The organism is Amycolatopsis pithecellobii, assembly GCF_009707865.1.
In the GTDB taxonomy this organism is placed as follows: domain Bacteria; phylum Actinomycetota; class Actinomycetes; order Mycobacteriales; family Pseudonocardiaceae; genus Amycolatopsis_E; species Amycolatopsis_E pithecellobii.
In genome coordinates this window covers 60,084-74,784 of the sequence record NZ_WMBA01000020.1, presented here as the reverse complement: position 1 = coordinate 74,784, position 14,701 = coordinate 60,084, and the positions used below count along the sequence as shown (strand labels likewise).

At 69.3% G+C, this 14,701-nt stretch carries 10 protein-coding genes; 8 read left to right on the top strand and 2 right to left on the bottom strand.

The genetic code is table 11. The annotated features are described in order from the left end of the window. Positions 1–212: 212 nt before the first annotated feature. From GKO32_RS15455 to GKO32_RS15435, 5 genes are all read left to right on the top strand, one after another. Positions 213–1,787 carry a fatty acid kinase ATP-binding subunit FakA gene (locus GKO32_RS15455; protein WP_312867968.1) on the top strand — a complete coding sequence of 525 codons (1,575 nt, stop codon included), beginning with the start codon at positions 213–215 and terminating at the stop codon, positions 1,785–1,787. A gap of 2 nt (positions 1,788–1,789) precedes the next feature. Continuing rightward, positions 1,790–3,958, top strand: coding sequence for an ATP-dependent DNA helicase RecG (gene recG, locus GKO32_RS15450; RefSeq protein ID WP_154757552.1), 2,169 nt, complete (start codon positions 1,790–1,792; stop codon positions 3,956–3,958). Positions 3,959–4,016: 58 nt separating this feature from the next. Continuing rightward, the gene (locus tag GKO32_RS15445) at positions 4,017–4,943 is read left to right on the top strand and encodes a S8 family peptidase (RefSeq protein WP_154757591.1); all 927 of its coding nucleotides are present in this window, start codon (positions 4,017–4,019) and stop codon (positions 4,941–4,943) included. Positions 4,944–5,039: 96 nt separating this feature from the next. After that, a complete protein-coding gene (locus GKO32_RS15440) occupies positions 5,040–8,414 on the top strand; it encodes a pyruvate carboxylase (protein ID WP_154757551.1) in 3,375 nt (1,124 codons plus the stop codon). A 77-nt stretch (positions 8,415–8,491) separates the two neighbouring features. Next, entirely contained in the window at positions 8,492–9,790 is a 1,299-nt protein-coding gene (locus tag GKO32_RS15435) for an SAM-dependent methyltransferase (RefSeq protein WP_154757550.1), read from the top strand. 61 nt (positions 9,791–9,851) lie between these two features. Here GKO32_RS15435 and GKO32_RS15430 read toward each other — a convergent pair whose 3' ends face one another. Next, on the bottom strand, positions 9,852–10,826 hold the full coding sequence (locus GKO32_RS15430) for an LLM class flavin-dependent oxidoreductase (protein ID WP_154757549.1): 975 nt from the start codon (positions 10,824–10,826) through the stop codon (positions 9,852–9,854). Continuing rightward, the gene (locus tag GKO32_RS15425; RefSeq protein WP_312867967.1) at positions 10,817–12,934 is read right to left on the bottom strand and encodes a HelD family protein; all 2,118 of its coding nucleotides are present in this window, start codon (positions 12,932–12,934) and stop codon (positions 10,817–10,819) included. Before GKO32_RS15425 ends, GKO32_RS15430 begins: the two co-directional genes overlap by 10 nt. A gap of 120 nt (positions 12,935–13,054) precedes the next feature. Here GKO32_RS15425 and rsmD point away from each other — a divergent pair, with 120 nt between their 5' ends. Genes rsmD through GKO32_RS15410 form a run of 3 tightly spaced genes read left to right on the top strand, consistent with a single transcriptional unit; the run spans position 13,055 to position 14,618 of the window. After that, positions 13,055–13,627 carry a 16S rRNA (guanine(966)-N(2))-methyltransferase RsmD gene (rsmD, locus tag GKO32_RS15420; RefSeq protein ID WP_312867965.1) on the top strand — a complete coding sequence of 191 codons (573 nt, stop codon included), beginning with the start codon at positions 13,055–13,057 and terminating at the stop codon, positions 13,625–13,627. 21 nt (positions 13,628–13,648) lie between these two features. After that, positions 13,649–14,140, top strand: a complete 492-nt coding sequence (gene coaD / locus GKO32_RS15415) for a pantetheine-phosphate adenylyltransferase (protein ID WP_154757547.1) — start codon at positions 13,649–13,651, stop codon at positions 14,138–14,140. A gap of 55 nt (positions 14,141–14,195) precedes the next feature. Next, positions 14,196–14,618, top strand: coding sequence for a guanyl-specific ribonuclease (locus tag GKO32_RS15410; RefSeq protein ID WP_154757546.1), 423 nt, complete (start codon positions 14,196–14,198; stop codon positions 14,616–14,618). The last annotated feature ends 83 nt before the right edge of the window (positions 14,619–14,701 follow it).

Sequence of the window (14,701 nt, the reverse complement as noted above, 5' to 3'; positions counted from 1 at the left end):
CAAACCACACCCAGCTGTGGCCGGGCAACTCGTCCATACTAGCAAGCCGGCCGAAACGTAGGCCGACCGGACCAGCTGGCGGCCGGCCTACGTTTGGCGGATCGCCGTGACTGTCGGTCGGCTTGCTGGCGATCGGCACTGCGCTACTGTCTGCGCGGCGCCCGCGTCCGGGTCGATACGCTGCCAGAAACCCGGGATGAGGAGGTCGCCGAGTGCGGGCGTTGGACGAGGCTGCGATCGTGGCCTGGGCGTCGGCGTGCGTGCACAGTCTCGAAGTGCTGCGGCCCGCGATCAACGGCATCAACGTGTACCCGGTCGCCGACTCCGACACCGGCTCCAACCTCCTCCACACCATGACCGGCGCCCGTGACGCGCTCGCAGGAGCCGAGCTCACCGGCGCCGGCCAGGCCCTTTCCCTGCTCGCTCGCGGCGCCGTCCGCAGTGCGCGCGGCAACTCCGGCGTCATCCTTTCCCAGGTGCTCCGTGGCCTGGCCGAGTCCGCCGCGAATGCCCCCGAGCTCACCGGGAACGACCTGGCCACGGCGCTCGCGCATGCCGACAGGACCGCCACGGAGGCGGTCGCGCGGCCGGTCGCCGGCACGATGCTCACGGTCCTGCACGCCGCCGCCACGGCCGCGGCCGGCGAGTCGCTCCATGACGTGGTCACCTCAGCCGCGAAAGCCGCGTCGGCCGCCCTCGAGCAGACCCCGCAACAGTTGCCCGTCCTCGCCAGCGCCGGGGTTGTCGACGCGGGTGCGCGCGGGCTTGTCGCCGTGCTCGACGCGCTCGCCGGGGTGGTCACCGGCACGGCGACCGAGCCGGTGCATTCCTGCGAAGCCGACTCCCGGACGGGCCGAGCCGAACGAGCGCCGTATGCCTGGGAGGTCATGTACCTGCTGGAAGGCGTCACCGAACCCGATCTGCCCGCGTTCCGCAGGGCGCTGAGCGCGCTCGGCGACAGCGTCACGGTGGCGGGCGACGGCTCCGGCGCATACGCGGTCCACGTGCACTGCGCCGATATCGGCGCCGCGATCGAGGCGGGGCTCGATGTCGGCAGGCCCAGCGGGGTCCGGGTGGAACCGCTGATCACGCCGGCGCCGTTGGAGCCGCCCGCGGGCCGTGATCGCACGGTGGTCGCCCTCGTCCGCGGCGACGACTTCGCCGAGCTGCTGCGCGCGGAAGGCGTTGCCGTCCTCGCCGCGCCCGTGGGCACGAAACCCAGCGTCGAAGAAATGCTGGGGCTCGTCACCGATCGCGCGGTGGGCCACATCGTCATCCTCGCCGGGGACCCGCAACTCACCGAGGCGGCGGACGAGACGGCCGGGCACGCGATGATCGGTGACCGCGAGGTGGTCGTCATCCCGTGCGCGTCACCGGTCCAGGTGCTCGCCGCGCTGGCCGTGCACGACCCGGCACGACGCGTGAACGACGACGTCGTCGCGATGGCCGAGGCCGCCGCCGCGACCCGGCGTGGCGAGCTCGTCGTCGCCGAGGAGGAGTCGATAACCTGGGTGGGGCTGGCCCATGCCGGTGATCTCATCGGGTTCGTCGACGGCGAAGTCGTGCTGGTGGAGCCGGATGAGAACCTGCTGAGCGCCGCGATGACCGTGCTGCAGCGCATGCTGGCGGTCGGTGGTGAACTCGTCACCGTGCTGGCGGGCGCCGCGGCGCCGGACGGGTTCGGGCGTGAGCTGGCCGACCGGCTGCATGAGCAGCGGCCGGAGGTCGAGTTCGTGAGCTATCCCGGAGGCCAGACCGAGGCCGTGTTGCTGATCGGCGTGGAGTAGGAATGACAGTCCTGAGTGACAAGCTGACCTCGGTACTGGGCCGCAAGACGGCCGCGGCACTGGCCGAGGCGCTGGACATCCACACCGTCGCCGACCTGTTGCGGCACTACCCGCGCCGGTACGCCGAGCGCGGCGAACTCACCGACATCGCGGGGCTGGAGATCGGCGAACACGCGACGGTCATGGCGCGCATCGAGAAGGTCGCCAAGCGACGGATGCGCAACAAACCGGGCTGGATCCTGGAAATGACCATCACCGACGGGCATCGCCGGCTCGAGTGCGCCTTCTTCGGCAACGCCCACCAGCGCGAGCGGGAACTACAGCTGGGCAAGACGGGCCTGTTCGCGGGCAAGGTGAAGGCGTTCCGCAACAAGCTACAGCTGGCCAACCCCGAGTACCAGATGCTCGATGCCGACGATGAATCCACAGATGGTTCCGCGCTGGACGATTTCCTCGGCGCCATCATCCCCGTCTATCCGGCCGCATCGGGAATGCCGTCGTGGTCGATCGGCCGCTGTGTGCGTCAGGTGCTCGACACGCTGGAACGCGAAGAAGACCCGATGCCGCGGGAACTGGTGAAGCGCTACGAACTGATCGACCTTTTCGATGCGCTGCACGGAATCCACCGCCCCAAGGACCACGCCGCTCGCGAGGCCGCGGAGAAACGGCTCAAGTGGGACGAGGCGATGGCGATCCAGCTGATCTTCGCGCAGCGCCGCCAATCGGCGGTCTCGCGCCCCGCGCCCGCGTGCCCGCCCAAGCCCGGCGGAATCCTCGAGTCCTTCGACAAGCGGCTGCCGTTCGAGCTCACCAGCGGTCAGCGCGAAGTCGGTGAGCACATCGCGGACGACCTCTCGGGCCGGCATCCGATGAACCGCCTTCTCCAGGGCGAGGTCGGCAGCGGCAAGACCGTCGTGGCGCTGCGGGCGATGCTGCAGGTGGTCGATGCCGGACGGCAGGCCGCGATGCTCGCGCCGACCGAGGTGCTCGCCGCCCAGCACGCGCGGTCGCTGCGCGAGATGCTGGGCGAGCTGGGGCAGGCGGGCGAGCTGGGCGCGGCCGAGGAAGCGACGAAGGTGACGTTGCTGACCGGTTCCCTGCCGGCGAAAGAACGCAAGCAGGCGCTGCTGGACGCGGCCAGTGGCGCGGCAGGCATCGTCGTCGGCACGCACGCGCTGATCCAGGACACGGTGTCGTTCGCCGACCTCGGATTCGTGGTGGTGGACGAGCAGCACCGGTTCGGCGTCGAGCAACGGGACGCGCTGCGCACCCGCGGCGCGAACGGGACGAGCCCGCATGTGCTGGTGATGACGGCGACACCGATCCCGCGCACGGTCGCGATGACGGTGTACGGCGACCTGGAAACCTCGGCGCTGCGCGTGATGCCGGTCGGCCGGTCGCCGATTTCGACCACCGTCGTGCCGGTCGCGGAGAAGCCCGCGTGGCTGGACCGCGTGTGGCAGCGCGTGCGGGAAGAGGTGGGCAAGGGGCACCAGGCCTACGTCGTGTGCCCGCGTATCGGGGACGAGCCGCCGTCGGACAAGAACGGGGACAAGCGCCCGCCGCTGGCCGTGCTCGATGTCGCGGCCGAGCTGGAAGCCGGGCCACTGGACGGGTTGCGCGTCGGTGTCCTGCACGGCCGGCTCCCCGCGGACGAGAAGGACGCTGTGATGCGGGCTTTCGCCGAGGCGAAGCTCGACGTGCTGGTCGCGACCACGGTGATCGAAGTCGGAGTGAACGTGCCGAACGCCACCGCCATGGTGATCATGGACGCGGACCGGTTCGGCGTGAGCCAGCTCCACCAGTTGCGCGGGCGCGTCGGCCGTGGCGACGTGCCCGGGCTGTGCCTGCTGGTCACCGAAACCATCGACGGCACGTCCACCAGGGACCGGCTCGCCGCGGTGGAGTCCACAACGGACGGTTTCGAACTGTCGCGTTTGGACCTCGAACTGCGCCGCGAGGGCGACATCCTCGGCGCGGCGCAGTCCGGTACGCGGTCCAGCCTGAAACTGCTGTCCCTGCTTCGAGATGAGGACACGATCGCCGAGGCTCGCTTGCGGGCACAGGAAATCGTGAGCGGTGATCCCGAACTGGCGGCACATCCGGGGCTGGCGCACCTCGTCGCGTCCGTGATCGACGACGACCGCGCCGAGTATCTCGACAAGTCCTGACTCGATAGTGGGACAGCGTTTGTCCTGACCCGAGGGCAGGACCACCCTGCCTGACGTGATGAAGCTTTCCGCGATTTCCTTACTGCTGACCGTAGCCGCGCTCGCGACCGCACCGGCGGCCGTGGCCGATCCCGCCGTGCAGGAGAACCCGCCGAGCTGGGGTCTCGACCGGATCGACCAGCACGACGGCGCGCTCGACCAGCGCTACCACTACGACACGACGGCGGACGAGGTGACCGTGTACGTGATCGACACCGGTGTGGACGCGGCGTTGCCGGAGTTCGAGGGCCGGGTCCAACCGGGCCGCAACTTCGTCAACGGCACCACGGAAACCACCGATGGCAACGGCGACGGCACCCGGCTGGCGAGCATCGTCGGCGGCAAGGACTTCGGTGTGGCCAAGAAAGTACGCATCGTGCCGGTCAAGGTGCTCGACGACAGTGGCAACGGGACTCTGCCCGGCATCATCTCCGGCATCCAGTGGGTCGCGCAGAACGCCACGCAGCCCGCGGTCGCCGTGCTCGGGATCGGCGGGCCGGGCAATGTGCCGCTCGACAACGCGGTGAAGGCGCTCACGGCGGTGATGCCGGTGGCGGTCCCGGCCGGCTGGTCGGCGACGGACGTCAGCACGTCCTCGCCTGGCCGCGTCCCCGAGGTGCTCACCGTGGGTGCGACGGACGACCACGACGCGATCGCCGCCAAGTCCAACTTCGGCGCCGGTGTCGACCTGTTCGCGCCCGGTACCGCCATCCCCACTGCGGCGCCCGGCGACCCGGCGTCCGGCACATCGATGGCGGCCGCGTTCGTCGCGGGCGCCGCCGCGCTTTACCGCGCGGGGCATCCGGCCGCAACCGCGGCGGAGGTTTCCCGGGCACTGGTCGACGCTGCGACTCCCGGTGTGCTCACCGGTCTGCCCGCCGGCACCCCGAACCGCCTGCTCTGCACCGTTCCCGTAACCGTTCCAGTGCCCGCTCCGGCCCCCTAATGATGTCCATCACCCGGGATTGAACTCCCGCCCCGCGGGATCGGCAGGGTAACGTCAGGCATCTGCCGATTCGCACCCCAAAGGGAAGGACCGGGCATGTTCCGGAAGGTACTCGTCGCCAATCGCGGGGAGATCGCCATTCGTGCGTTTCGCGCCGGCTATGAGCTGGGCGCGGGCACAGTCGCGGTGTTCCCGTATGAGGATCGAAACTCGCTGCATCGGTTGAAGGCCGATGAGGCCTACGAAATCGGTGTGCAGGGCCATCCCGTGCGCGCGTACCTCTCCGTCGAGGAGATCGTCGGCGCGGCACGCAAGGCCGGTGCGGACGCGATCTATCCCGGTTACGGGTTCCTGTCGGAGAACCCGGATCTGGCGCTGGCCTGTGAGCAGGCCGGGATCACGTTCATCGGCCCGAGCGCCGAGATCCTGGAACTGACCGGCAACAAGGCACGCGCGGTCGCCGCCGCGCGCGAAGCCGGGGTGCCGGTGCTGGGTTCGTCGCAGCCGTCGACCGACGTGGACGAGCTGGTCGCGGCGGCCGACGAGATCGGTTTTCCCGTGTTCGTCAAGGCCGTCGCCGGTGGTGGTGGGCGCGGGATGCGCCGCGTCGACGACCCGGCGCACCTGCGCGAGTCCATCGAGGCGGCCGCGCGCGAGGCCGAGTCGGCGTTCGGCGACCCGACCGTGTTCCTCGAGAAGGCCGTGGTGGACCCGCGGCATATCGAGGTGCAGATCCTTGCCGACGGCCAGGGCAACGTCATCCATCTGTACGAGCGCGACTGTTCCGTGCAACGGCGGCACCAGAAGGTCATCGAGCTGGCGCCGGCCCCGAACCTCGATCCCGAACTGCGGGCCCGCATCTGCGAAGACGCCGTCCGGTTCGCCCGCACGATCGGCTACCGCAATGCGGGCACGGTCGAGTTCCTGCTGGACAAGCAGGGCAACCATGTCTTCATCGAGATGAACCCGCGCATCCAGGTCGAGCACACGGTGACCGAGGAGGTCACCGACGTCGATCTCGTGCAGTCGCAGATCCGTATCGCCTCGGGGGAGACCCTCGAAGATCTGGGGCTGTCACAGGAAAAGGTGTACCTGCGCGGCGCCGCGATGCAGTGCCGTATCACCACCGAGGATCCCGCCAACGGCTTCCGGCCGGACACCGGGATGATCAGCGCGTACCGCTCGCCCGGCGGGTCCGGGATCCGGCTCGACGGCGGAACCGCCTTCGCCGGCACGGAAATCAGCGCCCATTTCGACTCGATGCTGGTGAAACTGACCTGCCGCGGCCGTGACTTCCGCACGGCGGCCGGGCGTGCCCGGCGGGCGCTGGCGGAGTTCCGGATCCGTGGTGTGGCCACGAACATCCCGTTCCTGCAGGCGGTTCTGGACGACGAGGACTTCCGTGACGGCCGCGTCACCACGTCGTTCATCGAGGAGCGCCCGCATCTGCTCACCGCGCGGCACTCGGCCGACCGCGGTACCCGGCTGCTGACCTACCTCGCCGACGTCACGGTGAACAAGCCGAACGGCGAACGGCCGCGGCTGATCGACCCGACGGCGAAGCTGCCGGAGATTCCCGGCGGCGAGCCGCCTGCCGGGTCGAAGCAGAAGCTGACCGAACTGGGCCCGGAGGGTTTCGCCCGCTGGATCCGGGAATCGGCGACCGTGGGCGTTACCGACACGACGTTCCGCGACGCCCACCAGTCGCTGCTGGCCACCCGCGTGCGCACGAAGGACCTGCTGGCGATCGCGCCCGCCGTCGCGCACACGGTCCCGCAGTTGCTGTCGCTGGAATGCTGGGGCGGCGCGACCTACGACGTCGCGTTGCGGTTCCTGGCCGAGGATCCGTGGGAGCGACTCGCGCGGCTGCGCGCGGCGGTGCCCAACATCTGCCTGCAGATGTTGTTGCGTGGCCGCAACACCGTCGGCTACACGCCCTATCCGACCGAGGTGACGAACGCGTTCGTCGAAGAGGCCACGAAGACCGGGATCGACATCTTCCGGATCTTCGACGCGCTCAACGACGTCGAGCAGATGCGCCCGGCGATCGAGGCGGTGCGCGAGACCGGGACGGCGGTCGCGGAGGTGGCGCTGTGCTACACCTCGGACCTGTCGGACCCGGGTGAGAAACTGTACACATTGGACTACTACCTGAAACTGGCCGAGCAGATCGTCGGTGCGGGCGCGCACGTGCTGGCGATCAAGGACATGGCCGGGCTGCTGCGCGCGCCGGCCGCGGCGAAGCTGGTTTCCGCGCTGCGCAAGGAATTCGACCTGCCGGTGCACATCCACACGCACGACACCGCGGGTGGCCAGTTGGGCACCTACCTGGCCGCGATCAACGCGGGCGCGGATGCGGTGGACGGTGCGGTCGCGTCGATGGCGGGCACCACGTCACAACCTTCGCTGTCGGCGATCGTGGCCGCGACCGACCATTCCGAGCGGCCGACCGGGCTGAGCCTGCGAGCGATCGGGAACCTCGAGCCGTACTGGGAAATCGTGCGCAAGATCTACGCGCCGTTCGAGGCGGGCCTGGCTTCGCCGACGGGGCGCGTGTACGACCACGAGATTCCCGGCGGCCAGCTGTCCAATCTGCGCACGCAGGCGCGGGCGCTGGGGCTGGGTGACCGGTTCGAGGACATCGAGGCGATGTACGCGGCGGCGGACAAGATCCTCGGTCACCTGGTGAAGGTCACGCCTTCGTCCAAAGTGGTCGGTGACCTCGCACTGCATCTCGTCGGCGCCGGTGTCTCACCGGAGAAGTTCGAGGCGGAGCCGAACAAGTTCGACATTCCCGACTCGGTGATCGGCTTCCTGCGCGGTGAGCTGGGTGACCCGCCCGGTGGCTGGCCGGAACCGTTCCGCACCAAGGCTCTCGAAGGCCGTGCCGCCCCGAAACCGGTCGCGGAACTGTCCACTGAGGACCGTGAAGCCTTGGCGAAGGACCGGCGCCGTACGCTGAACCGCCTGCTGTTCCCGGCGCCGACGAAGGAGTTCGAGGCGCACCGCGAGGCCTACGGTGACACGAGTGTGTTGCCCAGCAAGGACTTCTTCTACGGGCTGCGGCCGGGGGAGGAGTACCAAGTGGACCTCGAACCCGGTGTGCGGCTGCTCATCGAACTCGAAGCGATCGGCGAGGCCGACGAGCGTGGTCTGCGCACCGTGATGTCGACGCTGAACGGGCAGCTGCGGCCGATCCAGGTCCGCGACCGTTCGGTGGCCTCCGATCTGCCCGCCGCGGAAAAGGCCGACAAGGGCAATCCGAAGCATGTCGCCGCCCCGTTCGCCGGGGTCGTCACGCTGTCGGTGTCCGAAGGCGACCGGGTCGAGGCGGGCGCGACGGTCGCCACGATCGAGGCGATGAAGATGGAGGCCGCGATCACCACTTCGGCCGGCGGGAAGGTCGCGCGGCTCGCGATCAACTCGGTCCAGCAGGTCGAAGGCGGCGATCTGCTGCTGGTACTCGAATAGCGCACACGTGGCGCGATTCGGATGTTTCCGGCGAAGCCGTATACACGGTTGCACGTGAAGTAGGCATAAGTGCTTGAATGAGGCACGTGGCTACCTCGCACAATGCGGCGAGCGCCGTGCACACCCTGGTGCGCGTCGCGCTCGGCAGTGAACTCCCCCTTTTCATTCGTTGTTGGGACGGCAGCGAAGCGGGCCCGCCGGACGCGCCGGTCCGGTTGGTCCTGCGCCGCCGTCGCGCGTTGCGGCGGTTGCTGTGGGCGCCGAACGAACTCGGTATCGCGCGATGCTTCGTATCCGGTGATCTCGACGTCGAATCGGATTTCTTCGAAAGCCTTTCGCAGCTCGAGCGCGTCATCGGAAACCAGTCCGGGCCGCTGGACGTGGAGCGCGGCGTCAAACTGGACATGATCAAGTCCGGCCTGCGGCTGGGTGCGATCGGGCTGCCGCCGAAGCCGCCTGCCGAGGAGATCCGGCTGGGCGGCAGGCTGCACTCGAAACGGCGGGACGCGCAGGCGATCAGCCACCACTACGATGTCGGCAACGATTTCTACGCACTGGTTCTCGGCCCGTCGATGACGTACTCGTGCGCGGTGTGGGGCGAGGGCGTCACGTCACTGGAGGACGCGCAGATCGCCAAGGTCGATCTCGTGGCGCGCAAACTCGGGCTGGACGAGGGCAAACGTGTGCTCGACGTCGGCTGCGGCTGGGGCACCTTCGTGATCCACGCGGCGAAGCGGTACGGCGCGCATGCCGTCGGTGTGACGCTTTCCCAGGCGCAGGCGGAATTCGCGCGCAAACGGGTCGCCGAGGAAGGGCTTTCGGAGCTGGTCGAGATCCGCGTGCAGGACTACCGGGACGTGCACGACGGCCCGTTCGACGCGATCTCGAGCATCGGCATGGCGGAGCATGTCGGCCAGGCGATGCTGCCGACCTACACGAAGGCGCTGTACGACCTGCTCAAGCCCGAGGGGCGGCTGCTCAACCACGCGATCTCGCGGAAGGTGGGCGTGCACGGCCACACGGGGGAGCGGACGTCGTTCATCAACCGGTACGTCTTCCCGGACGGCGAGCTGGAGCCGCTGGGCGTCATGGTCGACGCGATCGAAGAGGCGGGGTTCGAGGTGCGGGACGTCGAGGCGCTGCGCGAGCACTACGCGCTGACGCTGCGGGCGTGGGTCGCGAACCTGGAGTCCCACTGGGCCGACGCGGTCCGCCTCAGCAGCGAGGGCCGGGCCCGCGTGTGGCGCCTGTACATGGCCGCTTCGGCATTGACCTTCGAACGCGGCTCGATCGGCGTGAACCAGGTACTGGCGGTGAAGACAGGCGATCTAGGCCAGTCCGGCTTCCCGAGAACCCGCACGGCGCTGTTGTCCTGAGCCCGTCCGGTGGCCATCTATGGAACGACTGGAACGGCGCGAAACTCCTGCCGCGTGAAACTCAGCCGGCCAGGAGCTCGTACGAGCGCACCCGGTCCGCGTGACCGTGCACCATGGTTGTGACCATCACCTCGGCCGCGCCGGTGTCCGTGACGAGCGTGTCCAGGCGCTTGCGCACGGTCTCCGGTGAGCCGATGGCGGCACTGCCGAACCGGCCGTCGATCAACCGCCGGTCTTCCTCCGTGTACGCGTAGGCCGCCGCGGCTTCCGGGCTCGGCAGGCGGATCGGGTTGCCGTGGCGGCGGCTCAGATAGCGCAACTTGACCGGCCCCGCCAGCCAGTCCGCCTGCTCCTCCGTCTCCGCGCAGATCGCCGCCACGCTCAGCATCAGCAGGGGTTCCCCGAGCGCCTCCGATGGCTCGAACGACTCCCGATAGGTCTGCACCGCCGGCAAGGTGTTGCGCGCGCTCAGGTGATGCGCGAACACGAACGGCAGCCCCAGCCGTCCAGCCAGCCGCGCGCTGAACCCGCTCGAACCCAGCAGCCACACCTGCGGTTTCCGGCCGATCGCGGGCACGGCGTTGACCGCGCGCGTCTCGTCAGGCTCGAAGTACCCCAGAAGTTCGCTCAGCTGCGCCGGAAAGTCCTCAGCAGTCCGTGCGCCCCGCACCGCGAGCGCCGTCCGCTGGTCCGTGCCGGGCGCGCGGCCGACGCCGAGGTCGATCCGCTCGGGGTGCAACGCATCCAGCGTGCCGAACTGCTCCGCGACGATGAGCGGCGCGTGGTTGGGCAGCATGATCCCACCGGAACCGACCCGGATCCGCGCCGTCGCCGACGCCACCTGCCCGACCAGCACCGCTGTCGCCGCGCTCGCCACGCCCGGGATGTTGTGATGCTCGGCGATCCAGTACCGGCGACAGCCGAGACGCTCGGCGTGCCGCGCGAGGTCAAGGGTGTTGTGCAGAGCGGTCACGGCGTCCCCGTCACTGGCGATGGGAACGAGATCGAGCACCGACAGCGGGACGATCACAACCATTCCCGGTCGGAGGCCACCACCGTCAGCTGCTGGGTGGCGCGGGTCAGCGCCACGTAGAGCACTCGGCGCCCCGTCGTGGATTCGGTGATCAGCTCGGTCGGCTCCACCAGCACGACGGCGTCGTATTCGAGGCCCTTGGCGTCCAGGCTGCCGACGACCTTGAGCCGCTCGTCCGCCCGGCCCTGCAACCAGCCCTGCACCTCGGTCACCCGGTCCATCGCGCAGATCACGCCGACCGTGCCCTCGACCGCGTCCATCAGTTCCTTCGCCGCCGCCTGAGTGCCGACCTCGACGCCGGTCCGCTCGACGATCCGCACGTCGGGCTCGATTCCCGTGGTGCGCACGGCTTTCGGCAGCTCGTCGGCACCCGCGTAACCGGCGACCACGCCGGCCGCCAGGTCGAAGATCTCCGCCGAGTTCCGGTAGTTCGTGCGCAGCGTGTAGCGCCGCCGCTGGGACCGGAGCCCGAACGCCTGATCGCGTGCCTGCGCCGCCTCCGCGGGGTCCGGCCAGGAACTCTGCACCGGGTCACCGACCACCGTCCAGCTCGCGTACTTGCCGCGCCGGCCGATCATCCGCCACTGCATCGGCGACAGGTCCTGCGACTCGTCGACGACGATATGCGAGTACTCGTCGTAGTGTTCCGGGCGATGCGGGCCCTGCTCGGTGCGCGCAGCGGGAGCGGCGTCCAGTTCGACCTGCTGCGCCCGGCGGCGCCGCTTCGGTGGCGGCCCGGTCAGCACCCGCAGCTCGTCCAGCAACGCGACGTCCGCGACCGTCCAGTCGGCTTCCCGATCCGCGAACGAGGCGGCCAGCAGATCCACCTCGTCGCGCTTGAGCACGCCCTTGCCCGCGCGCGCGAGTCGCGCCGGGTCGCCGAGCCAGCGCAGGATTTCGCCCGGATACAGCACCGGCCACCACACGACGAGGAACCGGTGGAAGTCGATCCGCTCACCCAGTTCCATGATCAACTCGGTGCGGTCCACCGACCCGCCGTCGGCGCGCGCGTTCTCTTCCGCCTTGTCCGCCAAGGCTTCCAGTAACGTCTCGGCCGCACGCACCCGCGACCGGTTCGGCGGCCCGCCGTGGCCGTGCACCTTGCGGCGGACCTTCTCCAGTTCCTTGCCCTGCAGCCGGAGCACCTCGCCGCGGTAGACGATGCGCAACTCGGCGGGCACGTCCGGCGGGGTGTCACGCATGGCGCGCGTCAGCACCTTCCGCATACGCAGCGAACCCTTGATCGCCGCGAGCGGCCCCGGATCCTGCCGCGTCGCGACGACGCCGTCCAGTACTTCACCGAGCGCGCGCAACTCGACGTTCGTTTCCCCCATCGACGGCAGCACGCGCGAGATGTAGCTGGTGAACACGCCGGACGGCCCGAGCACGAACACCCCGGCCCCGCCGAGCTGCCGCCGGTACCGGTAAAGCAGGTAGGCGGCGCGGTGCAGCGCGACGGCGGTCTTGCCGGTGCCGGGGCCGCCGGTGATTTCCGTGACACCCCGCCACGGCGCGCGGATGACCTCGTCCTGCTCGCGCTGGATGGTCGCGACGATGTCGCGCATCTTCTCCCCGCGGGACCGGCCGAGTGCGGCCATCAGCGCACCCTCACCGACCACCTGCATGTCGTCCGGAACGGCGTCGGGGATCAGCACGTCATCGTCGACGTCGAGCACGTTCTGCCCGGAACAGCGGATGACGCGGCGGCGCACCACGTCCATCGGCTCTTCGGCGGTGGCCTGGTAGAACGCCGCCGCGGCGGGCGCGCGCCAGTCGGTGACGAGGTTGTCGAACTCGGCGTCACGGATGCCGAGGCGGCCGACGTAGATCTTCTCGCCGATGGTCTGGTCGAGCCGGCCGAACACCAGGCCCTCGTACTCGGCGTCGAGCGTCTGCAGGGTCTGGTTCGCGTGGAACACCATCATGTCGCGCTCGAACAACATCGACGCCTGTTCGAAGACGGCCTCGCGCTGCGCGCCGTGCCCGATCTCGTATCCCTTGGTACGCATGGCTTCGGCTTGTGCGCGTAGCTCGGCAAGCCGGCGGTAGACGCGGTCGACGTGCTCTTGCTCGATGGCGATCTCGGCCCGTCTGACCCGGGGTTCCGACACGCACGCTCTCCTACAGCTCACTCGCCGGCAACAGGAAGAACGACTCTACGCGTGCCGTCCGAACGGTTCACCAAGTCCCGGCCAAAACGGCGGTGGTGAAGATGGCCGAAAATGCCAGCTGTGACCAGGATCGTCGCGGGGCGCGCGGGCGGGAGGCGGCTCAAGGTACCGCCGCAAGGGACACGGCCCACCTCGGAGCGGGTGCGTGAGTCCCTGTTCAACGCGCTGGAATCGGCCGGTGAGCTGGACGGCGCCCGGGTGCTGGACCTTTACGCCGGCTCGGGTGCGCTGGGTCTCGAGGCGCTGTCCCGTGGTGCCCGGGACGCGCTGTTCGTCGAGTCCGATCGCCGCGCCCTGCAGGTCCTGCGCGGCAATGTGGCGGAACTCGCCCTCGGCGGGCAGGTGCGGGCCGGCCAGGTGGAGAGCGTGCTGGCCCAGCCCGCCGACCAGCCGTTCGACCTGGTACTGGCCGACCCTCCGTACGCGGTGGACGCCGTCCGGCTCGGCGCGATGCTGGCCGCACTCGCCGCCGGGGGCTGGATCGCCGACGACGGGCTGGTGATCGTCGAGCGGGCCAAACGGGACGGCGAACCCGGCTGGCCGGCGGGTTTCGCCCCGGTGCGGACGATGCGCCACGGGGACACGGCGTTGCACTGGGCGGAGTTCGTCACTTCCCCGCGCAGCGGCGGGTGAGCACCGGGTAACGTCCGCGCCATGGTGCGAGCGGTCTGCCCCGGTTCCTACGATCCCGTGACGAACGGCCATCTGGACATCATCGAGCGCTCCTCGAAGTTGTTCGATGAGGTCGTGGTCGCCGTGTTGATCAACAAAAGCAAGAAGGGCCTGTTCACGATCGACGAGCGGCTCGAAATGCTCACCGAGATCACCCGCGGGCTGCCCAACGTGCGCGTCGACTCGTGGCACGGCCTGCTCGTCGACTACTGCCGGAACCATGGGATCGGCGCGATCGCCAAGGGGCTGCGCTCGGTCAGCGATTTCGACTACGAGCTGCAGATGGCACAGATGAACCGCGAGCTGTCCGGGGTCGAGACGCTGCTGATGTCGAACAACCCGCAGTACGGGTTCGTGTCGAGCTCGCTGGTCAAGGAGATCGCGAACTACGGCGGGGACGTGAAGAACCTCGTGCCGGGCGTGGTGTTCGAGCGCCTCACGGCGAAAGTGGCCGAACGTAACCTGAACGGCTGAGTTCGTTCGTCGGGAGTTTTCCAGCGGGGCCACCTCATCCGGCTACGGTCCGAAAATGACCAACAAACGGTTGCTCACCGGCCTTCTCGCGCTGGCGATCACGCTGTTCACCGGACTGGGGCTCGCCGTGCCGGCGCAGGCGTCGGTCGCCGTCCCGGCCGTCGTCGCGCAGGCCGAGTGCGGGGACACCTCCGGCTTCACCGTCGTCGCGCTCAGCTCGCTGCCGCCCGAGGCGACGGACACCTACGACGAGATCCAGCAGGGCGGGCCGTACCCGTACCCGCAGGACGGCACGGTCTTCCAGAACCGCGAAGGCCTGCTGCCCGGCTGTGCGAGCGGCTACTACCACGAGTACACGGTGGAGACACCCGGCAGTGACGACCGCGGCGCCCGCCGCATCATCACCGGCGAGGGCGGCGAGTACTTCTACACCTCCGACCACTACGCGAGTTTCGACCTGGTCGACGTTTCCTCTTGATCCTCTTGATCCTCTTGATCCTCTTGACACCCCCACCCGTCAGCCCGACCACCACCCCTCACGGAGACGCTCCGCGTCGCTGA

Bases quoted from the DNA above. Each gene is read 5' to 3' on its own strand.
- GKO32_RS15445 (WP_154757591.1), top strand. From the start codon at position 4,017: ATGAAGCTTTCCGCGATTTCCTTACTGCTGACCGTAGCCGCGCTCGCG.
- recG (WP_154757552.1), top strand. From the start codon at position 1,790: ATGACAGTCCTGAGTGACAAGCTGACCTCGGTACTGGGCCGCAAGACG.
- coaD (WP_154757547.1), top strand. From the start codon at position 13,649: ATGGTGCGAGCGGTCTGCCCCGGTTCCTACGATCCCGTGACGAACGGC.
- GKO32_RS15435 (WP_154757550.1), top strand. From the start codon at position 8,492: ATGAGGCACGTGGCTACCTCGCACAATGCGGCGAGCGCCGTGCACACC.
- GKO32_RS15440 (WP_154757551.1), top strand. From the start codon at position 5,040: ATGTTCCGGAAGGTACTCGTCGCCAATCGCGGGGAGATCGCCATTCGT.
- GKO32_RS15410 (WP_154757546.1), top strand. From the start codon at position 14,196: ATGACCAACAAACGGTTGCTCACCGGCCTTCTCGCGCTGGCGATCACG.
- GKO32_RS15430 (WP_154757549.1), bottom strand. From the start codon at position 10,826: ATGGTTGTGATCGTCCCGCTGTCGGTGCTCGATCTCGTTCCCATCGCC.